The organism is Candidatus Marivariicella sp., assembly GCF_983056325.1.
In genome coordinates this window covers 1-19,825 of sequence record NZ_CEZOWA010000006.1, presented here as the reverse complement: position 1 = coordinate 19,825, position 19,825 = coordinate 1, and the positions used below count along the sequence as shown (strand labels likewise).

The window sequence follows — 19,825 nt, the reverse complement described above, 5'->3', positions numbered from 1 at the left end:
AATGGATTCAATAAAAATATTCTCCCCTTCGAGCGTTGCTAATCTTTCATGTGGTTTTGACGTACTAGGATTATGTTTAGAGACAGTAGGTGATGAGATGATAATTAGAAAGGCTAAAACCCCTGGTCTTAGCATTATTAAAATTGATGGCGAAAACTTACCTCTAGAAATAGAAGAAAATGTAGCAGGGATAGCAGCAAAATCGTATCTGAATAAATATCCTACTGAATTTGGTATAGAAATAGAAATTTATAAAAAAGTTAAAGCTGGAAGTGGAATAGGAAGTAGTGCTGCTAGTGCAGTTGGAGCTGTTTATGGAATAAATGAATTACTAGAAAGAAGGCATGAAAAAATTGATTTAATCGTCCATGCAGTAGATGGAGAAAAATTGGCAAGTGGAGAAGCACATGCCGATAATATTGCTCCTGCAATGCTTGGTGGACTTACTTTGGTTAGAGATTTAAAATCTTTAGACATTATAAAACTTCCATCTCCTTCAGATCTTGTTATAACTATTATTCATCCAAAAATAGAGCTAAAAACATCTCACTCCAGAGCTATTTTAAAAAAAGAGGTTCCATTTAAAAGCATGGTGAAACAAACGGCAAATATTGCTGGATTAATAAGTGGTCTATACACGAATGATTATGGTTTAATATCTAGAAGTTTAAAAGATGAAATAGTTGAGAAAGAAAGATCTGTTTTAATACCTGAATACAAAACTTTAAAAAACTCAGCTCTTGAGATTGGAGCAATAGGATGTGGAATATCAGGTTCAGGACCATCAGTATTTGCAATATCAAGAGGCATGAGTTTAGCAACAGAAGTAGCAAATCAATTTAAAGATATTATTTCAAAACTAGGAATAGATTCTGATATTTATGTGTCAAAAATAAATCCTAATGGAGTTCAAAAAATTATATAATGTTTTTCAAAAGCCTAAACAATCTATCTAAAAAAGCTACATTTAAAGAAGCAACGATTAAGGGTATTGCTCCCGATAAAGGATTATATTATCCAACAGAAATAAATACATTATCAAAAAGTTTTATAAAAAACTTGAATTCATTAAGTTTAAATGAAGTTGCTTACGAAGCTATAAATCAATTTATAGGAGATTCAATTCCAGAAAACCAACTCAGAAACATAATTAATGAGACTTTAGTTTTCGATTTTCCATTAATCGAAATAGAAAAAAATATTTTTTCTCTTGAACTATTTCACGGTCCAACACTTGCATTCAAAGATGTAGGGGCAAGATTTATGGCTAGATGCTTGAGTTATTTCAATCAAAATAGCGAAGAAAAAATTACAGTATTAGTAGCAACATCTGGAGATACTGGAGGAGCTGTTGCAGATGGCTTTTATGGTGTTAAAGGAGTTGAGGTTGTTATATTATACCCTAAAGGAAAAATAAGTAGTATCCAAGAAAAGCAAATGACAACTCTCGGAAATAATATTACAGCTCTAGAGGTTGATGGTGTTTTTGACGATTGCCAAGCTATGGTTAAAAAAGCCTTTTTAGATACCCAAATAACTGAAAAAATTAAACTGACTTCTGCAAACTCAATAAATGTTGCAAGGTTGCTTCCTCAAATGTTTTATTATTTTGCTGCATACAAAAGTGCTATGAAATATAAATTACCAATAAACTTTTCTGTTCCAAGTGGAAATTTTGGGAATTTATGCGCAGGGTTAATTGCGCAAAAATTAGGATTACCTATTAATCATTTTTTAGCTTGCACAAATCTCAACAACACCTTTTCTTCCTACCTAGAAAATGGTATTTATAACCCAAAACCAACTGTTCAGACAATATCTAGCGCAATGGATGTAGGAAATCCAAGTAATTTCGTTCGAATTCAAAAAATTTTTAATTATGATATTTATAAATTAAAGAAAAGCATAACCGGTTATAGTTTTAATGATGTACAGACAAAAAAATGCATTAAAAAAATATATGATAAATACAAATACATACTTGAACCTCACGGAGCTATCGGTTATTTAGGACTGAAAAATTATTCCAAAAAATATCCTAATCAAATTGGTGTGTTTATGGAAACTGCACACCCATGTAAGTTTTCTGAAATTGTGGAAGAAACCATTAAAATTAAAATAGAAGCACCCTCAAAACTAAACAAAACTTTAAATGGTGAAAAAAAATCTATAGAAATATCTGACTACAATGAAATGAAAAATTATTTATTAAAAAATTAATTTAAAATATTAGGTAAAATAAAATTATCTAATGGACTTTTCATTTTCATTTTTTCCTCAATTAACTCCCATTTTCTTGGAGCAAATCTAGATAAGTTTTCATTGCCGTTTTTAGTTATGAGTATATCATCTTCAATTCTAACACCTATTGACCACCATTTAGGATCGCAATTACTTCCATTTGGGATATATATACCCGGCTCAACAGTTATAATCATATTTTCTGACAACAAACCATAATTACCGGGATCATGAACATCTAAACCAATATGATGAGAAACACCATGAGGATAGTATATTTTTAAATCTTTTTCGTCTTTTAATATTCCTAATCTGATTAAGCCCTCAAGCGCAATAACTTTTGTAGCTTCATAGATCTGACTAAATGAATTACCCTTTTGAGCCATTTGAATTCCTGCCTCTTGTGCGTCATAAACAATTTTATATATGAGTTTTTGTTCTTCTGAAAACTTACCACTTATTGGTATTGTTCTGGTGACATCAGCTGTATAACCCTTATACTCTGCCCCGAGATCCATCAAAACTAGTTGATTTGTAATATTGGTCTTGTCATTAGTTATATAATGTAAAATACATGAGTTTTCTCCTGCCCCAACAATAGAAGGATAACCTTCATGAGCAGCACCGTAACGTTTATATACATATTGATGAATTCCTTGAATTTCTCTTTCACTCATTCCGGACTTTACAGCCTTCATAACCTCATTCTGACCAACTGTGGATATTTTTACTGCTTTAGTTATTAAATCGATCTCCTCTCTAGACTTAATTTCTCTTTGATTTGTGAGAAATTTATTTAGGAAAACAAAGTTAAAGTTGAAGTCTGGAATTACTAATTTAGAATTGAAGCTAGCTTCTTTCAAAAATTCATCTGTTTCGGTAGAAATAAATGTTTTTAAAATTTCATCATTTAAGAGATTCTTATTTTTACCTGAAAAAAAACGAATTTGACTTTTTAATTTTTCAATGTCTTTAGTGTTAACCGATTTTATCATTTCATACCACTTAAAAACTTCAGAATTATATTTCTTAGGATAGTTTAACTTGATTTTTAATTGATTTTGAAGATCAAAAAGATCACTTTCATCATTAATAATGTTTTTTACATCTGATTGAAATGGATTTAATAAAACCATTTCAAAGTTTTCAAAATTAAAATTCATTTTTGAAAACATTTTTTTACTTAAAACTTTATCAAAACCCAATCTTTCTGCTCCTTCTAATCCCATCCTCTTCCCATTCCATTTTTCATCGTATGCATTTTTTTCTCTAACAAATAAAATTTCATTATAATTTCCTAAGGTATCTGTTATAGTATTTTTAAATATTACTAAAACAGAATGTGGTTCTCTCCAACCAGAAAGATAGTAGTAATTTGGATCAGGGTGATATGAATAGTAAACATCGTTTGCTCTTTTTCTAACAGGACTAGAAAATAACACAGCAACGGTATTATCTGACATTTGATCTCGTAAATTATCTCTATTTTTACGATGAAATTCATTTGAAATACCGTATCTGTCTTGAGCAGCAAGTTGTGCATTAAAAATCAATGAATAAATAATTAAAACTTTGTAAAGTGTTTTAGTGTTCATAAATAAAAATGAATTTAATTTTGAAGTTAAGTAAATATAAAAATGAAAAAAACAATTTTAAATAATATTCACAAAAACTTGGGGGCAAAAATGGCACCATTTGGAGGTTATGAAATGCCTATCCAATATACAGGTGTTAAAAACGAACATCTAGCAGTTAGAAATAGTGTTGGATTATTTGATGTTTCCCATATGGGTGAGTTTTTAGTTGAAGGGCATAGTTCATTAAAACTTTTACAAAAGATCTGCAGTAATAATATTGAAAAAATTAAAATTGGAGAAGCTCAATACAATTTTTTTCCTAACGAGAATGGAGGTGTCATAGATGATTTAATTGTTTATCGAGTTGAAAAAAATAAATACTTTTTAGTTATAAATGCATCAAATATTGAGAAAGATTGGAAATGGATCAATAAATGGAATAAGTTATTTAAAGCTAAAATAAATAATATTTCAGATCAAATTTCCTTATTTGCAATTCAAGGTCCTAAGGCAATTGAAATTGCACAATATCTATCAAAAGCTGATATAAAGTCTTTATCCTATTATAGTCATGTCAAAACAAATTTTGCAGGGATAAATGATGTTTTAGTTGCTACTACTGGATATACTGGAGCAGGAGGTGTTGAGGTTTATTGTAAAAATGAGGATGCTATTGAAATATGGAAATTAATTCTTGAAACTGGAAAGAAATTTAATATAATTCCTGTTGGATTAGCAGCACGAGATACTCTTAGAACAGAAATGGGTTATTGTTTGTATGGAAATGAAATAAATGATAAAACTTCTCCTATATCAGCTGGACTTGGTTGGATAACAAATCCTTCTTCTGGATGTATAAGTAATGAACAATTTGAATATGAAAAATTAAAGGGTACTGAAAAAAAATTAATTGGTCTCAAAACTACCGAAAGAGGTATTCCAAGATCAGGATATAAAATTTATAATATACTAAATAATGAGATTGGAGTTATTACTTCTGGAACCCAATCTCCATCACTAAATGTTGGTATAGGGCTTGGATATGTGGATTCCGAATTTTCATCTGTAGGAACAGAATTGTTTATTGAAATAAGAAATAAGAAAATAAAAGCCTCAGTTGAAAAGTTACCTTTTATAAAATAATATTTTGTGAAGAATATATTAATACTGGGTGGTAGCGGAACAATCGGGAGTGCGGTGTATAAAGAATTAGCACCATATTATAACACTTTTTCTACTTTTTATAAAAATGAAAAGTATTCAAATAAAAACACTTTTTACTTTAATTTATCGAAAAGTTCACTAACCTCAATTTTAAAAAAATCTAAACCCAAGTTAATTATTAACTCCTTAAAAGGTTTGAGTGATGATTTATTAGTAGTTCAAAAGATATTGATAAAATTTTGCCTCGATAATGATTGTAGGTTAATGTTGATTTCAGGATCAAATGTTTATGATGCTTTCCATAACTATCCTAGCTATGAATACGATAAAACTTTATCTAAAAGTAAATATGGGAGATTACAAATTAAATTAGAAAATTTAGTATTAAAGCTTCCAATTACAAAGCATGTGATTGTCAGATCTGCAATGGCTTTTGGGTCTAAATCCCCTAGAATTAAAGAGATTGATATTAGTATCCAAAAAAGAACACCCATTGAGATTTACCCTAATGCAATTATTAATTTTAGTAGTTTGTGGAGACTAACTCAGCAAATACACTACATAATAAATCATAATCTCAGTGGAATTTTTCATTTGGGAACTAAAGATTTAATACCTCACTCAGAATTAATAGAAAAAATTGTTGAATCTCGATATTTTATTAAACCAATATATAAAAGGGTTTATTTTTCAAATGAAATTACATATCTAGCTATTCTAAATAAAAAAAATAATTTACCAAGTCATTTATATTACAATATTGAAGAAGGCTTAAATGATTTAGAACTAATTCACAAAAGAATATAAAGTTCTTATTTTTATATTTGTAACTAAAAATAAAATAATGGGAAGAGCTTTTGAATTTAGAAAAGCAAGGAAAATGAAAAGATGGTCAGCCATGGCTAAAACTTTCACAAGAATTGGTAAAGATATTGTTATGGCGGTAAAAGAAGGTGGACCAGACCCTACAAACAACTCTAGACTGAGAGCTGTAATGCAAAATGCTAAATCAGCTAATATGCCCAAAGAAAATGTAGAAAGAGCGATTAAAAAAGCTTCAGATAAAGATAGTGGAAATTATAAAGAAATCCTTTTTGAAGGTTACGCGCCACACGGAGTTGCTATTCTTGTCGAAACAGCTAGTGACAACAATAATAGAACTGTTGCTAATATTAGAAGTTATTTTAATAAAGCTAATGGGAGTCTTAGCACATCAGGTTCAGTAGAATTTATGTTTGAAAGAACCTGTAGCTTCAGGTTAGATAAAGAGCTTTTTAATTCTGACGAGCTTGAATTAGAATTTATAGATCATGGAGTTGAAGAAGTTTTTGTGGATGAAGATGGAATATTATTATATGGACCTTTTGAAAGTTATGGAATAATACAGAAAGAACTAGAAAATAGAAATATTGATATTTTATCTTCCGGTTTTGAAAGAATCCCAACAACCACAAAAAAAATAAGTTTGGAGGAACAGGAAAATGTTGAGAGATTAATTGAAAAGATTGAAGAAGATGATGATGTTCAAAATGTATACCACTCGATGGATCTTTCATAATTTTCAACTCTCGTTGACCCATGAATATTTAGGAATTTTCCCGACTACTCCATCTACTTTGGCTTTCAAATATTTAATATCATTTTCTATGTTATCTGAAGGGTAAAATGCTGGATGAAAAACAATTTGTTTTTTTCCGTAATCAAAGGCAACAAGGCATATTGGAACTTTAGCAGATTTGGCTATATGATAAAAGCCGGTTTTCCATTCCTTTACTTTTTTCCTGCTTCCCTCAGGAGCTAGAGCCAATCTAAATACTTTTTTTTGTTTAAAAATTTTAACAATGGCCTGAACTGAATTGGAACTACTATTCCTATCAACAGATGTTCCACCCATCAACCTGAAGAACCAACCAGTTATTGGTCCAAAAATTTCTTTTTTTCCAACAAAATTTATTTCTTCATTTATTACGTTTCGGATCAAGATTCCCATTAAAAAATCATGCCAATGGGTATGGGATATAACCGGTAAAATCATTTTGTCAATTTTTGGTAGTTCGCCTACTAACTCCCATTTAATAAACCTAAAATAAATCCATCTGTAAAACCTATTTATCATTAGTCCAAATTGATTTTGCATACTCTAAATCCTCAGGTGTGTCAATCGAAACTCCCTCATATGCTGTGTTAATCATTTTAATTTTTTGTCCATTTTCGATATAACGAAGACATTCTATTTTCTCAGACTTCTCAAGAGGTGTCATTTTAGAGTTATAAAAATTAATTAAGGCATTTTTCCTAAATGCATATACTCCAATGTGTTTATAACTAATTGATGTATTAGAAACATCACTTCTAAAAGGAAGACCAAAGCGAGAAAAGTATATTGCAAAATCTTGATTATCGACTATAACCTTTACTGTATTTGGATCACTAATTAAATTAGTATCAATTATCTTGGTCATAAGTGAAGCTAATGATATCTCTTTATTTAAATCTTCTTTCAAAATATTTATAAGAGCTGATAATGAATTTTTATTCATAAAGGGTTCGTCACCCTGAATGTTAACAACAATATCAACATCCATATCAATAATAGCCGAGGCAATTCTATCACTTCCACAATCAAAATTTCCAATACTCATTATTGAATTTCCACCGAGATTTTTAATTAATGAAAAAATATTTTTATTGTCGGTTGCAACATATACATTGTCAAAAAGACTTGTTGAAAGTGCGGCTAGATAAGTTTGTTCAATAATAGTTTTATCCCCTAATTTTTCTAAAAGTTTTCCGGGAAATCTTTTAGAACCATATCTTGCGGGAATAACTGCAATAATTTTCATTTATGTGTTAATTATGTAACAAAGATGCAAAGTAAAACAAACCACTAATTAATCAAAATACTCTTTAGGAAAACCAACCAAATACAATCCTTTTTTTGCCCTAGTAATTGCAGTATACAACCACCTAAAAAAATCTTTATTTGGTCCGTTAGGTAAATACGGATATTCTACAAAAACACGATCCCATTGACCTCCTTGAGATTTATGACATGTTATAGAATATGAATATTTCACTTGAAGAGCATTAAAAAAGGGATTTTTCTTAATCTTAATGAATTTCTTGTAAGATGATTTTTCATTTTTATAGTCTTCTTGAACTGATTTATAAAGTAGTTGACTTTCTTCATAGGTTAAAGACGGAGTATTTGAAGTGAGAGTGTCAGTTAAAATTACAGTTTCAAAAGGTTCCATTTCTGGATAATCAATTAATCTGGCTGTGATTTCTGCGAATCTAAAACCATAAAGCTCTTTTATATTACTAATCTTATTGACAACAATTATATCTCCGTTTGCAATAAAACCTGCCTGAGATTCATGTTTTATCCAAAAATAATTATTCTTGACAACCATTAATTGATCACCGACAGACAACGAAGATTCTAAAAATAGAATTCTATTTCTTATGTTTTGATTATATAAATTTGCTCTTTTATTAGATCTTACAATAAAAACAACTTGATCGATTCCAAATTCATTAAATGATCCATCAAGTATATTAAGAAGTTCCTCCCCATCTTCTACCCTGTGTATATCAGTAAAACCGTCTAGTTTAAATATGAATTTATTATATATTTCCTGAAAAATAAACTCTCTTAAATTAGTAGCGTTATACAAAATTCCAGAATCTGAAAGTTGTCTAACAACCTCATTTAAGGTGACTTCAGTTACATTTTTGTTATAATTACTCTCTAGATACTTTTTACTTAGTGCTGGACTTATTTCTAAGTTAACAGGAGGTAATTGTGCTGAATCTCCGACTAAAATAAGAAAACATGAATCTCCACTGAAAACATATTGTATTAGATCGTTTAATAAGGACCCATTTTCAAATAATTTTGAATATTGTTTGTCGTCTCCAATCATCGAAGCTTCATCAACTATAAAAATTGTTTTTTTATATTTATTAGCTTTTAGAATAAATTTCACACCACTACCCTTTTCATTTTTTGTGTAATAAATTTGTTTATGAATTGTAAAAGCATTTTTTTTTGAGTAATTTGAAATAACCTTTGCTGCACGACCCGTTGGGGCAATTAATACACTTTTAAGGTTAAATTTATGCAAACACTGAACTAAATGACCAATCAGAGTTGATTTTCCGGTTCCAGCGTATCCCTTCAACAAAAAAATATTTTCTTTTGAAGGAGAATTTAAAAAATCGGCTATTGTTTTAAACCAAAGGTTTTGATTAGTGGTTGGTTTAAGAGGGAAGGAGGTTGATAAAATTGAATAAACTTCAGATATATTCATTTTAGAAAACTACGCATTATAATTAACAAGCAATTCTTTTATGAATAAAAAAAAATTGTAGTTTTGTTTAAAGTTTAAACAAATTGAAAATGAAAATAGCACTTCAAGTTTTCCTGTGGATTCTTTCAATCCTATTTAGTTACCAAATATATAATTCCATAATGGGACCTATTGATTTTAACAAAGTAAGGGATCAAAGATATTCAAAAGTGATAAATCGATTAAAAGAAATCCGAAAAGCTCAAATTGCTTATAAAGACGTTAATGGAAAATATTCTAAAAATTTTGATACACTAATAAAATTTATTGATGAGGGCTTTTTTACTCTAATTGAAAAAAGAGACTCTTCATATTTAGAATATGATAGGACATACAGAATTGATATGCTAAAAGAAATCGTAGTAATTGATACTCTTGGTAAAGTAAGTGTTAAAGACTCTCTATTTAAAAATAACTCTAATTACATCAATATGGCTAAAGTACCTATCGAAGGAACTGATGCACAATTTTCAATAGATGCAAATAAAATTGAGAAAAATAGTGGAGGTTCTATATCGTATTACGTAAATGTATTTGAGGTAAAAGTATCTAAGGATATTGTGCTTTTTGACCAAAACAGAGACCTTCTTAAGCAAGAAAATGAAACAATTTCTGTTGACGGAGTAAATGGTCCAGAAATAGTTTTAGGTTCAATGACAAATGTTAGTACAAACGGAAACTGGCCTACAATATTTGATGCTTCTAAAAAATAAAAAACTTCTTTCGCAAAAATATTCAATTGTTGTTACTGAGGATGAATATACATTCTGTGGTTTAGTATCACTTTCCTCCTTAAAGATAGATAAAAACGAAACATCCAATAAAATCAATATTAAGAATTGGATAGAAAAAAATTCTATTAAAGATAGTACTCAAATAATTGTTAGTAATTCGCCAGCTTTATTTGTCCCTCACGTAATATATGATGCGGATTTATCAAAGAATTATTACGAAAAATTTGACACATTAAATAGTTCAGATTCACTTAGTACAGACCAATCGACAAACCATATTAACTCCATAATATATAAAATATCGAAATCAATAAATTTATTAAAAGAAGTTTACCTAGTTAATTCGGATGTAGTTCACTACCAAACTATTTTATATGACTATCTAATCCGAAAGAATAAAAATAGTACATCCAAAAAATTATATATCAACATTCACAAATATTCTTTTGATATATTTTTATTTTTTGGAGAACAACTTCAACTTGTTAATAGATTCATTATTAAAGGTTCTAATAGTTTTTTATACTTTTTATATTTTATTATTGAAAAAAACAATCTAAAAGAAAATGAATTTAGTATTTGTTTTCTTGGTAATTATTTGTCTTTTGAACAATATTATAATAGCGCTAAACTTTTTCATGAAAAAGTAGAGTTTATATCTATAGGCAATAATAAAAATGTTATCAGCTCTTCTCCATTTTTAATACAACTTAATGCGAATAATATCAGGAATTCATAAAGGAAGAAAAATAATATATCCAAAAAACCTCCCTGTAAGACCAACAACAGATAGATCAAAAGAAGCACTTTTTAATATATTGAATAATTTTTTTGATTGGGAAGAGATTAGTGTACTTGACCTTTTTTCTGGAACAGGTAGTATTAGTTTTGAATTCGCATCAAGACAGGTTAAAACCGTAACATCAGTCGATCAAAATAAAAAATGTATTCAATTCATTAATGATATTTCTAAAAACCTTAATTTAAGTATAGTAACCATCGAAAAAGAAGTGTTAAAGTTTTTGAGTTACAATTCAAATAGGTTTGATGTTGTCTTTCTTGATCCCCCCTATACTTTTGAAGTAAAAGAATATGAAAAATTAGTATTGAAACTCTTAAAAAATTCTTTAAATGAAGGAGGTTTAATAATAGTTGAACACTTTTCGAAAGTTAATTTAGACGAAATATTTTGTTTTATAGAGACAAGAAAGTATGGAAGTAATTCCTTTTCTTTTTTTAAAAATAAAGCAGGCCGATAAGCCGGATTCTGTCGAGTCTTATCATTTATCTAGACTAAATATTACTATCTAGCTCAAGCCGCCTACCCTTCTACATCGAGCGAGCAACTCTTAATTGCAGATATACTTGGCGTTACACCGTATAGAGTTTACCGATTTCACTACAGCCTAACTGTACATTCTTTCTGTTGCACTGGTCCGCTTTCATAAAAAATGAAAGGACGGGCATTACCCGCTATACTGCTCTACGGTGTCCGGACTTTCCTCTCTATTGTATACAATACAGCGATAAGATAGCCTGCTTTATGCAAATGTACACATTGTTGATAATTAATATTTAAAAATAAATTGAAGATTAAGGCAATTTATATCTTTGATAAATATTATTTGTCAATGGAATCATTTATTGTTTCAGCTTTAAAATATCGCCCTAAGAACTTTAAACAAGTAATTGGTCAGGAACAAATTACATTAACATTAGAAAATGCTATAGAATCTAACCAACTTCCTCAAGCATTATTATTTTGTGGCCCCAGAGGAGTTGGTAAAACGTCTTGTGCAAGGATTCTTGCTAAAAAAATTAATGAACAAGACAATATCACTTCAGAACACGATTTTGCATTTAATATTTTTGAATTAGATGCAGCTTCAAATAATTCTGTAGATGATATAAGGAAATTAAATGATCAAGTACGTATACCACCTCAAATTGGTAATTATAAAATTTATATAATTGATGAAGTACACATGTTGTCCTTATCAGCGTTCAATGCATTTTTAAAGACACTTGAAGAACCTCCTAAACATGCTATTTTTATTTTAGCTACTACTGAAAAAAACAAAATTATACCCACTATCCTTTCAAGATGTCAGATATATGACTTTAAAAGGATATCGGTAAATAAAATTAAAGAGTTTTTAATTAAGATCTGTGAATTAAAAAATATAAATTTTGAGGAGGATGCATTAATTTTAATTGCTCAAAAAGCAGATGGTGCAATGCGAGATGCCCTATCAATTTTTGATAGAATGGTTAGCTTTACATCTGGCAATCTTCTGACTGATAATGTTTCTATAAATTTAAATGTTCTTGATTATGAATCATTTTTTTTACTTTCTGACTTAATAAAGGAAAATCAGATTCCAAATATACTTATTGAGTTCAATGACATAATAAGTAAAGGTTATGATACTTTACACTTCATTAATGGTCTTGCCAACCACATAAGAATGCTTGTTCTTTGTAAAGACTCTTCAACAACTGAATTATTAGAAGTTGGAGATAAAACAAAAAATAAATATATCGATCAGTCACAAAAATTTAATCTTGATTGGCTTATAGATGCTCTCAAAATTATAAAAGAGGCAGAAGTAAATCATAAGTTTTCAATAAATAAAAGACTAAATACAGAGCTCTGTTTAATGCAGTTAGCATCACTTCATTTTAATGGAGGAAAAAAAAAAGTATAATTCCTAGTACATTTTTTATTTATTCAAAAACAAGTTCCAATGAAGAAAATGCATCACCTGTAAATCATAAAGAATCTAAAATTAAAGTTGACATAATTAATACTGAGGAAGGAATTTTAAAAACAGACAACTCTAATTTAAATTCATCTATCGGAGTTTCTGGATTCTCTTTAAAAAGCATTAGATTAAAAAAAGAGATAATCCATAAAAATAAAATCAAAACCAATTTAGACATACTTGATAATGAATTCACAATTGATGATTTAATGATTCACTGGAATAATTATTTAAAAATTATAGAGTCTAATGGTAATCAAAATATGTTGGCTATCTTGAAGATGGATTTACCAGAAATAAAAAGTGGATTTAATATAAAATTTAATGTTGCAAACTCAATAAATAAAGTTGAGTTGAATAAAGAGTTAGAATCGATGCTGCCTTATTTAAAAACTAAATTAAATAATCACAAAATTAATTTTATGGTTAATATTAGTGAAAGTAATAAGAGCTATGTATATACAACAGAGGAAAAATATGAAAAAATGAAGACAATTAATCCTTCAATCACAAATTTGAAAAGAGCTTTCGATTTAGATATTTGAAAATTTACTAAATCTAATTTTTTAAAATACAACATTTAAATTATAATAGTATATTTTTAGTTTCTAGACTAAAGATTTAAAATATTTATAAATCTCCCACTGGGATCTAATTTTTACTTTTTGTGATTCTTTAAAATTATTTTGTTTTCCCTTATTAATAATTCTTGCTTTTACATTATCATTCCATGCTATCTCAAAAGTATCAATAATATGTTTTTTTATATCTAAATCATATATGGGACATCCGACTTCGAGTCTTTCTGACATATTACGAGTCATTAAGTCTGCTGAGGATATGTATATATTTGGACTTTTATTGTTTTCAAATATCATAACTCTAGGATGTTCTAAAAATCTATCAATTATACTTATCACTTCTATATTCTCACTTAAACCCTTAATTCCAGGAATGAGACAACATACACCACGAACAATCATTTGGATTTTAACTCCTTGTTGACTCGCATGATAAAGCTTATCAATCATTCGATAATCAGTAATATTATTAATTTTTAATTTTATACCCGATTTTTTTCCTTGATTATGTAATAAAATCTCGTTATCGATTAGCTTATTAATTACATTAAAAGTAAAATGAGGTGAAACAATTAAGTGTTTGTATGCTTTTAATTTATAGCTGACATCAATAAAATTAAATATTTTATTTACTTCTTTAAGAATCTTTTGATTTGATGTAAACAAGGTGTAGTCAGTATATACTTTTGCAGTAGTTTCATTAAGATTACCTGTACTTACAAAACCATATCTTTTAATTTTACCCGCTTCCTGTCTTTCAATCACACATATTTTAGAGTGAACTTTAAGTCCAGGTATTCCAAAAGATATTTGAATTCCAGCAGATTCTAAACGGGTTGCATACTCAATATTATTTTTCTCATCAAATCTAGCTTGAAGTTCAATTTGAACAAATACTTTTTTTCCGTTTTTAGCAGCGTTAATGAGTGAACTAATAACTTGAGATGATTTTGAGAGTCTATAAATTGTAATTTTTATTTTTTGGACCATGGGATCAAGTGCAGCTTCTCTTAAAAATTTGACCAAATATGAAAAGGGATGATATGGAGTGAAAATCATGTAATCCTTTTTCGAAATACCTTCTAAAATATTTGCACTTAATGGTAATCCTGGAAGTGGAAGTGGGTTTTGTTTAGGAAATAGCAAATCAGAACGGTTTAGACTTGGAAATTTCATATAATCTCTTCTGTGATGATATCTTCCACCTGGAATAATACTTCCCTCAGGGTTGATTTTAAGTTTTCGCATTATAAAGTTCAACGTGTCGTCAGATATATTACTATCATAAACCATTCTTACAGGCTCACTAAACATTCTATCTTTAACACTTTCAGTTATTTTCTCTATATAGCTTTTAGAAGCATCACCTTCAAGATCTAGTTCGGAATCACGAGTAATCTTAATCATATGACCTTCAATTGAATCATATTTAAAAAAACTAAATATTTTATCTAGGTGATATCTAATTAAATCATCAACCAACATGATGTATTGAACTTCATTAATTTTAGGAATAACAATAAATCTATCTAAATCATTTAAAATTTCGATTATAGCATATTGTTTTTTATTACTCTTAGATGAATTAAACTCCATTTTAATTACAAGAAAAGCAGTATTATCAGTAAAATCCTGATCAATATTTTCATTAAAAACAATTGTAACAAGAGCAGGACTAATTTTTCTTAAAAAATAGTCTCTTAAAAATAGTTCTTGATCAGGAAGAACTTCTTTTTCGTTGATAAAATGAATATTCTCTTTTTGGAGAGATTTTTCAATAGAGGTTAAAATTTTATTACTTTTTTCTTGAAGATTAATAACGCGATTTGTTATCTCTTCTAATAAGTCATCAGCATTTGTTCCACCCAAAACTTTTTTTCCACTCTTTACTGATTGTGCAATTCTTTTGACTGTTGCATATCTGACTTGAAAAAACTCGTCTAAATTGTTAGAAAATATTCCCAAGAACCTAAGTCTCTCAATAATTGGGACACTAAAATCGGAAGCCTCTTGAAGAACTCGTTCATTAAAATCCAACCAACTATGTTCACGGTTTAAAAATCTTTTAGAGCTCATCATAGAAATTATGTAAATTTTTACTAAATATCACCTTATTTTCTGACACCTCAGACCATTTATTTTCATTGAAAACAATTTTTGCCCAAGATGCAGTTGGTAAATTATCTATTTTCTTATTAGTTATTTTGTTAATTAATTCAGTGAATGCTGGATTATGTCCTACAAAAATAACATAATCATATTTATCTGAGGTAGACCTCATAGCAATTTCAACTAATCTTGATGAAAAAGTATATAGAGATTTGTCAATTGAGATTTTATCATATCCTAGATCAATTTCACTTGCCAAAATAATAGCTGTGTGAAGAGCTCGATTTGCTGGGCTGGTAAAAATAATATTAGTTTGAGAAAATAAATTTTTATTTTCTTCAGAAACTTTTATTGCTCTATTAATTCCCTTTAATTTTAAAGGACGGTCTATATCTTTTAATGGATAATTCCACGATGATTTTGCATGACGAAATAAAATAAGAGTTTTCATTTCAGGGTGCTAATCTGTTTACTGACCATTTATTTAATACTTTATTAAATATAATTCTATCGTGAAGTCTGTTTGGTCTTCCTTGCCAAAACTCAAATGAAATAGGAGAAATCTTGAATCCACCCCAGTTTTTAGGTCGATTTGGCGATGCTTTTAAGTAAATTTTCTTTAAGTTTTCAAGTTTATTTTCTAAAAGAATCCGATTTTTTATTACACGACTTTGATTAGATGCCATCGCTCCTAGTCTACTACCTAGGGGTCTTGAATTAAAATATTTGTCAGAAATATCTTCTCCAACTTTAGATGCTATTCCTTTAATAATTATTTGTCTTTCTAAACAGGGCCAAAAAAAAGAAATACAAACTTTAGGATTATTTAAAATATCTTTCCCTTTATCACTATCATAATTAGTGTAAAATGTAAAACCAGAAATATCATATGATTTGAGCAATACAATCCTTGATTTTGGAAAATCATCCTTACTAACTGTTGAAAGACTAAAAGCGTTTGGCTCAGCTATAGTTTTGGAAGATTGAGCTTGATCAAACCATTTTTTAAAAAATAGTAAAGGATCTAAACCTACAGAAGACAATTCTAATGATCCCGCTTCGTAAATTTTTCTTAAATGTCCTAAGTCTTTTTTCATTTTTGCAAGTTAATAAAAACACTAATTCATAGTTTATAAGTTTTACCTTCTTTTGCTAATATAACATTTTCAAAGAACGCATTTGCTTCGTTAATAAAGGAGTTTTTTTTCTTATATCTAGATGAAAAATGACCCAGCATTAATTTCCCAACTCTAGCTAGTGAAGCAATTTTACCAGCTTGTTCAGCAGTACTATGTAAAGTTTTAATTGCTAATTCTTTGTGTTCATTTAAAAATGTTGACTCATGATATAATAAATCAACATATTTTATTTGACTCACAATTTCAGGATAATACGACGTATCACTACAAAAAGCATAACTCCTTGGTTTATCTGGAGGAAGGGTTAAATTATTATTTATAATTTTTATATTTTTTTCATTTATGTAATCTTTACCGTTTTTTAAATTTTCATAATCACAAGTTGGTATATTATATTTTATAACTTCTTCTAAATCTATGTTCCGAAGACCTTCTTTCTCTTTAAATAAAAAACCATTAGTGTATACCCTGTGATTAAGTGGAATTGTTTCAACTCGAACAACAGAATCGTCAAAAATTATTTCAGAATTTAAATTTTTTAATTCATTGAAAAAAAGTTTAAAATTTGTCCAAGAGTTTGATAATTTTATTTGAAGCATTATAACTTCTTTTATACCCTTTGGCCCAAAAATTGTTAAATCTGATTTTCTACCTAAAAGCTTAAATGTATTAATCAAACCTATTAAACCATAAAAATGATCACCGTGTAGGTGGGAAATAAAAATATTTTTAATTCTAGAAAATTTTATTTTCTCTTCTCTTAGACGAACCTGAGTCCCCTCCCCGCAATCAATTAAAAACAAATGTCCCTTTATCTCTACCAACTGAGAAGTTGTATGAGAATTACTTCTAGGACTGGCCGAATGACAACCTAAAATTGTTACGTTCATATATTATAAACTAAGATCCTTATTTATTCTTTCAAGCTGAATATAATCAACTGCCTCTATAATGGATGGAACAAAAGCTAAATATTTATGCTTCAATAAATGAGCTTCATTAGAGTCAACAACTATCAATAAATAATTATTATTTTTTTTTAATTCAATTGTCCAATTATTTAGACAATTAATGCAATTAGAATCAATTAAAAAATCAATTACCAAAATAATATCCTGATTTTTGAATTCTTTATTAAATTTATTGAAATTAAACGATTTAATAAAAATATCATTCTCAGGTTTTATTTGAATTATTCCATCATTTTGCTCAAAAGTCATTTGGTATTATTGGTTTTTTTAATTTTTGAGGCTAATAAATATATGATAGCCATTCTTATTGCAACTCCATTTTCTACCTGATCTAAAATAATAGCATTTTTTGAATCTGCAACTTCTGAAGTGATTTCGACACCTCTATTTATAGGGCCAGGATGTAAAATTAATATAGGTTTTCTAATCAATTTTAATTTCTCAGCTGAAAGACCATAAAGTTTTGAATATTCTCTAATTGACGGAAAGTAATTTACACTCATTCTTTCGTTTTGAACCCTTAACATATTTGCAGCATCACACCAACGAAGAGCTTTAATTAAATCTGTTTCAACATGAACTCCTAATGATTCGGCATATTTTGGAAGTAAGGACTTAGGACCACATAGCATAACTTCAGCACCTAAAGCTTTTAGAGCAAAAATATTTGAAATTGCTACACGACTATGAATTATATCACCAATTATTGCTATGTGCTTTCCTTTTAAGCTGCCCAATTTATCTTTCAACGAAAAACAATCTAGTAAAGCCTGTGTAGGGTGTTCGTGAGTTCCGTCACCAGCATTGATTATTTGAGAATTCACGTTTTTGGATAAAAATTCTGCGGAACCAGGGTGTGGATGCCTTATCACTATCATATCTACCTTCATTGCAAGAATATTATTGACTGTATCAACTAAAGTTTCTCCTTTATTTGTTGACGATTGAGAGGCTGAAAAATTAATAACATCTGCACTCAATCTTTTTTCTGCTAACTCAAATGACAATCTTGTTCGGGTACTATTTTCGAAAAATAAATTTGCTATTGTCAAGTCTCTAAGACTAGGAACTTTTTTAATTGGACGATTAATTACTTCTTTGAACTGTTTAGCTGTATTAAAAATTAGATCTATGTCCTTTTTAGATAAACTTTTAATATCTAAAATATGATTTACACTAAGTTCATCCATTAGTTTTCATTTTCAATATAAACACAATCATTTTTTGAGTTGTCGACAGTAGAGCTGATGCAAAATGGATATATACACCTACAAACATTTTCTTCTGAAAAATTTGCCTTAAGGTATGTTGAGTCAATAGTTAAACTCGGAGGGTTTGTTAAAAATGGAGGAAAACTTCGAAAGTCATGCTTTGCTCTAGACAAAACAAGGTCCGACTGCTTCCTTGTATGAAACAAAAACTTTATATCAATTCCTTCAGAGCGTAATAATTAAAAAGGCTTGTGTCATTGTTTTAAAATCTCGTCATTCAATCCAGGTCTAAGAAACCCAAGTTCGGCAACCACCTTATTTGACTGAGACAACTTAAATATCATTTGTATTAGGGAGACAATTTCATCTGTCTGTTTTGCAGTTTGAGTAAGCTCAAAGTCAATCCGCCTGCCAGAACCAACATCTAAACTACTATTTGATTGTTTGATTTTTCTAATTAATCCAGTAAGACGTCTCATAAACAATCCAACATCTGATTTTGCATGCCTTTTTGGTAGCATCGTATAACCAAGCTTTGGCCACACGTAGCTATACATCAAAGTCGAGCCTGACTTAAAGTAACCTGGCACTATGATTAGCTGCTTCACAAACTTTTGGTTTTTTTCTATTAAATCAGCCATTAAAGTAACCTTTTATAAGTTTTTATTTGTATAATATTGGAAATTGCTTAACCAATGACTTTATTAGATTGAAATCTTTTCTTAACGAGGGCACCGTCAAGAGTAATTTCGCAAACTCAACTTTCGAAAAAAGCACATCTAGAATCGAGCTTTTATTCTGTTTAATTTCAAGTGCTCCACTTGATTTTAGAAAAAAATATTCTACTGAAGCTCGATCTTCAGCAGACAATTGATATTTTTTTTCTAAATTTTTATAAATATCTTCTTTGAACTTTTGTTCAAAAACCAGATTTGTCTTTGGCGTTTCGACATTTTGAAACAGGTGTGATGCTAGGTTCAT

The 19,825-nt window shown here is 28.9% G+C and carries 22 protein-coding genes, 1 other RNA gene and 1 pseudogene; 10 read left to right on the top strand and 14 right to left on the bottom strand.

Features of this window, described 5'->3' with window-relative positions:
• The first annotated feature begins 1 nt into the window (after nucleotide 1).
• Together AC3ATN_RS02865 and thrC are read left to right on the top strand one after the other, a co-directional pair.
• Nucleotides 2-925, top strand: coding sequence for a homoserine kinase (locus AC3ATN_RS02865; RefSeq protein ID WP_487531729.1), 924 nt, complete (start codon nucleotides 2-4; stop codon nucleotides 923-925).
• On the top strand, nucleotides 925-2,220 hold the full coding sequence (gene thrC / locus AC3ATN_RS02860; RefSeq protein WP_487531728.1) for a threonine synthase: 1,296 nt from the start codon (nucleotides 925-927) through the stop codon (nucleotides 2,218-2,220). Before AC3ATN_RS02865 ends, thrC begins: the two co-directional genes overlap by 1 nt.
• Here the strand turns inward: thrC and AC3ATN_RS02855 are convergent.
• Nucleotides 2,217-3,836 (bottom strand): aminopeptidase P N-terminal domain-containing protein, encoded by a 1,620-nt coding sequence (locus AC3ATN_RS02855; RefSeq protein ID WP_487531727.1) that lies wholly within the window; start codon nucleotides 3,834-3,836, stop codon nucleotides 2,217-2,219. The two genes, thrC and AC3ATN_RS02855, sit on opposite strands and share 4 nt — an antisense overlap.
• Nucleotides 3,837-3,878: 42 nt before the next feature.
• Between AC3ATN_RS02855 and gcvT the strand changes: the two genes are divergently transcribed.
• From gcvT to AC3ATN_RS02840, 3 genes are read left to right on the top strand one after another with little or no spacing between them, the layout of a single operon-like run.
• Entirely contained in the window at nucleotides 3,879-4,961 is a 1,083-nt protein-coding gene (gene gcvT / locus AC3ATN_RS02850; protein WP_487531726.1) for a glycine cleavage system aminomethyltransferase GcvT, read from the top strand.
• 6 nt (nucleotides 4,962-4,967) lie between these two features.
• A complete protein-coding gene (locus AC3ATN_RS02845; protein WP_487531725.1) occupies nucleotides 4,968-5,789 on the top strand; it encodes a Rossmann-fold NAD(P)-binding domain-containing protein in 822 nt (273 codons plus the stop codon).
• Nucleotides 5,790-5,826: 37 nt separating this feature from the next.
• Nucleotides 5,827-6,540 (top strand): YebC/PmpR family DNA-binding transcriptional regulator, encoded by a 714-nt coding sequence (locus AC3ATN_RS02840; protein ID WP_487531724.1) that lies wholly within the window; start codon nucleotides 5,827-5,829, stop codon nucleotides 6,538-6,540.
• A 3-nt stretch (nucleotides 6,541-6,543) separates the two neighbouring features.
• On the opposite strand, the gene AC3ATN_RS02835 is transcribed toward AC3ATN_RS02840, so the two are convergent.
• The 3 genes from AC3ATN_RS02835 to AC3ATN_RS02825 all read right to left on the bottom strand — a co-directional run bounded on the left by AC3ATN_RS02835 (nucleotide 6,544) and on the right by AC3ATN_RS02825 (nucleotide 9,295).
• Nucleotides 6,544-7,017: a 1-acyl-sn-glycerol-3-phosphate acyltransferase gene (locus AC3ATN_RS02835; RefSeq protein WP_487531723.1), complete on the bottom strand. Its 474-nt coding sequence runs from the start codon at nucleotides 7,015-7,017 to the stop codon at nucleotides 6,544-6,546.
• A gap of 70 nt (nucleotides 7,018-7,087) precedes the next feature.
• A complete protein-coding gene (gene kdsB / locus AC3ATN_RS02830) occupies nucleotides 7,088-7,825 on the bottom strand; it encodes a 3-deoxy-manno-octulosonate cytidylyltransferase (RefSeq protein ID WP_487531722.1) in 738 nt (245 codons plus the stop codon).
• 48 nt (nucleotides 7,826-7,873) lie between these two features.
• A complete protein-coding gene (locus AC3ATN_RS02825; protein WP_487531721.1) occupies nucleotides 7,874-9,295 on the bottom strand; it encodes an ATP-dependent DNA helicase in 1,422 nt (473 codons plus the stop codon).
• Between the two features lie 89 nt (nucleotides 9,296-9,384).
• Between AC3ATN_RS02825 and AC3ATN_RS02820 the strand changes: the two genes are divergently transcribed.
• The 3 genes and pseudogenes from AC3ATN_RS02820 to AC3ATN_RS02810 all read left to right on the top strand — a co-directional run.
• Entirely contained in the window at nucleotides 9,385-10,047 is a 663-nt protein-coding gene (locus AC3ATN_RS02820) for a hypothetical protein (RefSeq protein WP_487531720.1), read from the top strand.
• Complete coding sequence (locus AC3ATN_RS02815) at nucleotides 10,031-10,807, top strand: DUF3822 family protein (protein WP_487531719.1); 777 nt, start codon at nucleotides 10,031-10,033, stop codon at nucleotides 10,805-10,807. Before AC3ATN_RS02820 ends, AC3ATN_RS02815 begins: the two co-directional genes overlap by 17 nt.
• Nucleotides 10,782-11,252: pseudogene (locus tag AC3ATN_RS02810) on the top strand (RsmD family RNA methyltransferase); the annotation flags it as partial. The gene AC3ATN_RS02815 and the pseudogene AC3ATN_RS02810, both read left to right, overlap by 26 nt.
• A gap of 56 nt (nucleotides 11,253-11,308) precedes the next feature.
• Here AC3ATN_RS02810 and rnpB read toward each other — a convergent pair.
• An RNA gene (gene rnpB / locus AC3ATN_RS02805) (RNase P RNA component class A) lies at nucleotides 11,309-11,611 on the bottom strand.
• Nucleotides 11,612-11,699: 88 nt separating this feature from the next.
• Between rnpB and dnaX the strand changes: the two genes are divergently transcribed.
• On the top strand, nucleotides 11,700-12,776 hold the full coding sequence (gene dnaX, locus AC3ATN_RS02800) for a DNA polymerase III subunit gamma/tau (RefSeq protein ID WP_487531718.1): 1,077 nt from the start codon (nucleotides 11,700-11,702) through the stop codon (nucleotides 12,774-12,776).
• A 64-nt stretch (nucleotides 12,777-12,840) separates the two neighbouring features.
• Here the strand turns inward: dnaX and AC3ATN_RS02795 are convergent, their stop codons facing one another.
• Nucleotides 12,841-13,029, bottom strand: a complete 189-nt coding sequence (locus tag AC3ATN_RS02795; RefSeq protein ID WP_487531717.1) for a hypothetical protein — start codon at nucleotides 13,027-13,029, stop codon at nucleotides 12,841-12,843.
• Nucleotides 13,030-13,042: 13 nt separating this feature from the next.
• On the opposite strand from AC3ATN_RS02795, the gene AC3ATN_RS02790 reads away from it, so the two are divergent.
• On the top strand, nucleotides 13,043-13,378 hold the full coding sequence (locus AC3ATN_RS02790) for a hypothetical protein (protein WP_487531716.1): 336 nt from the start codon (nucleotides 13,043-13,045) through the stop codon (nucleotides 13,376-13,378).
• 63 nt (nucleotides 13,379-13,441) lie between these two features.
• Here AC3ATN_RS02790 and ppk1 read toward each other — a convergent pair whose 3' ends face one another.
• The 8 genes from ppk1 to AC3ATN_RS02750 all read right to left on the bottom strand — a co-directional run.
• Nucleotides 13,442-15,493, bottom strand: coding sequence for a polyphosphate kinase 1 (gene ppk1 / locus AC3ATN_RS02785; RefSeq protein ID WP_487531715.1), 2,052 nt, complete (start codon nucleotides 15,491-15,493; stop codon nucleotides 13,442-13,444).
• A complete protein-coding gene (locus tag AC3ATN_RS02780; RefSeq protein ID WP_487531714.1) occupies nucleotides 15,480-15,974 on the bottom strand; it encodes a SixA phosphatase family protein in 495 nt (164 codons plus the stop codon). The genes ppk1 and AC3ATN_RS02780 overlap by 14 nt, the downstream gene beginning before the upstream one ends.
• Before the next feature lies 1 nt (nucleotide 15,975).
• Nucleotides 15,976-16,620 carry a pyridoxamine 5'-phosphate oxidase gene (pdxH, locus tag AC3ATN_RS02775; RefSeq protein ID WP_487531713.1) on the bottom strand — a complete coding sequence of 215 codons (645 nt, stop codon included), beginning with the start codon at nucleotides 16,618-16,620 and terminating at the stop codon, nucleotides 15,976-15,978.
• A 26-nt stretch (nucleotides 16,621-16,646) separates the two neighbouring features.
• Nucleotides 16,647-17,552, bottom strand: coding sequence for a ribonuclease Z (locus tag AC3ATN_RS02770; protein ID WP_487531712.1), 906 nt, complete (start codon nucleotides 17,550-17,552; stop codon nucleotides 16,647-16,649).
• A gap of 3 nt (nucleotides 17,553-17,555) precedes the next feature.
• Entirely contained in the window at nucleotides 17,556-17,882 is a 327-nt protein-coding gene (locus AC3ATN_RS02765; RefSeq protein WP_487531711.1) for a hypothetical protein, read from the bottom strand.
• Nucleotides 17,879-18,823 carry an aspartate carbamoyltransferase catalytic subunit gene (locus AC3ATN_RS02760; protein ID WP_487531710.1) on the bottom strand — a complete coding sequence of 315 codons (945 nt, stop codon included), beginning with the start codon at nucleotides 18,821-18,823 and terminating at the stop codon, nucleotides 17,879-17,881. Before AC3ATN_RS02760 ends, AC3ATN_RS02765 begins: the two co-directional genes overlap by 4 nt.
• A gap of 275 nt (nucleotides 18,824-19,098) precedes the next feature.
• Nucleotides 19,099-19,485, bottom strand: a complete 387-nt coding sequence (locus AC3ATN_RS02755; protein WP_487531709.1) for a hypothetical protein — start codon at nucleotides 19,483-19,485, stop codon at nucleotides 19,099-19,101.
• Between the two features lie 22 nt (nucleotides 19,486-19,507).
• A partial coding sequence (locus AC3ATN_RS02750; protein ID WP_487531708.1) for a hypothetical protein occupies nucleotides 19,508-19,825 on the bottom strand: 318 nt, incomplete at its 5' end.

Bases quoted from the DNA above. Each gene is read 5' to 3' on its own strand.
- AC3ATN_RS02770 (WP_487531712.1), bottom strand. From the start codon at position 17,552: ATGAACGTAACAATTTTAGGTTGTCATTCGGCCAGTCCTAGAAGTAAT.
- AC3ATN_RS02755 (WP_487531709.1), bottom strand. From the start codon at position 19,485: ATGGCTGATTTAATAGAAAAAAACCAAAAGTTTGTGAAGCAGCTAATC.
- AC3ATN_RS02855 (WP_487531727.1), bottom strand. From the start codon at position 3,836: ATGAACACTAAAACACTTTACAAAGTTTTAATTATTTATTCATTGATT.
- AC3ATN_RS02865 (WP_487531729.1), top strand. From the start codon at position 2: ATGGATTCAATAAAAATATTCTCCCCTTCGAGCGTTGCTAATCTTTCA.
- AC3ATN_RS02835 (WP_487531723.1), bottom strand. From the start codon at position 7,017: ATGATTTTACCGGTTATATCCCATACCCATTGGCATGATTTTTTAATG.
- thrC (WP_487531728.1), top strand. From the start codon at position 925: ATGTTTTTCAAAAGCCTAAACAATCTATCTAAAAAAGCTACATTTAAA.
- AC3ATN_RS02840 (WP_487531724.1), top strand. From the start codon at position 5,827: ATGGGAAGAGCTTTTGAATTTAGAAAAGCAAGGAAAATGAAAAGATGG.
- ppk1 (WP_487531715.1), bottom strand. From the start codon at position 15,493: ATGATGAGCTCTAAAAGATTTTTAAACCGTGAACATAGTTGGTTGGAT.
- dnaX (WP_487531718.1), top strand. From the start codon at position 11,700: ATGGAATCATTTATTGTTTCAGCTTTAAAATATCGCCCTAAGAACTTT.
- AC3ATN_RS02765 (WP_487531711.1), bottom strand. From the start codon at position 17,882: ATGACTTTTGAGCAAAATGATGGAATAATTCAAATAAAACCTGAGAAT.
- pdxH (WP_487531713.1), bottom strand. From the start codon at position 16,620: ATGAAAAAAGACTTAGGACATTTAAGAAAAATTTACGAAGCGGGATCA.
- AC3ATN_RS02780 (WP_487531714.1), bottom strand. From the start codon at position 15,974: ATGAAAACTCTTATTTTATTTCGTCATGCAAAATCATCGTGGAATTAT.
- AC3ATN_RS02790 (WP_487531716.1), top strand. From the start codon at position 13,043: ATGATTCACTGGAATAATTATTTAAAAATTATAGAGTCTAATGGTAAT.
- kdsB (WP_487531722.1), bottom strand. From the start codon at position 7,825: ATGAAAATTATTGCAGTTATTCCCGCAAGATATGGTTCTAAAAGATTT.
- AC3ATN_RS02820 (WP_487531720.1), top strand. From the start codon at position 9,385: ATGAAAATAGCACTTCAAGTTTTCCTGTGGATTCTTTCAATCCTATTT.
- AC3ATN_RS02760 (WP_487531710.1), bottom strand. From the start codon at position 18,823: ATGGATGAACTTAGTGTAAATCATATTTTAGATATTAAAAGTTTATCT.
- gcvT (WP_487531726.1), top strand. From the start codon at position 3,879: ATGAAAAAAACAATTTTAAATAATATTCACAAAAACTTGGGGGCAAAA.
- AC3ATN_RS02815 (WP_487531719.1), top strand. From the start codon at position 10,031: ATGCTTCTAAAAAATAAAAAACTTCTTTCGCAAAAATATTCAATTGTT.
- AC3ATN_RS02825 (WP_487531721.1), bottom strand. From the start codon at position 9,295: ATGAATATATCTGAAGTTTATTCAATTTTATCAACCTCCTTCCCTCTT.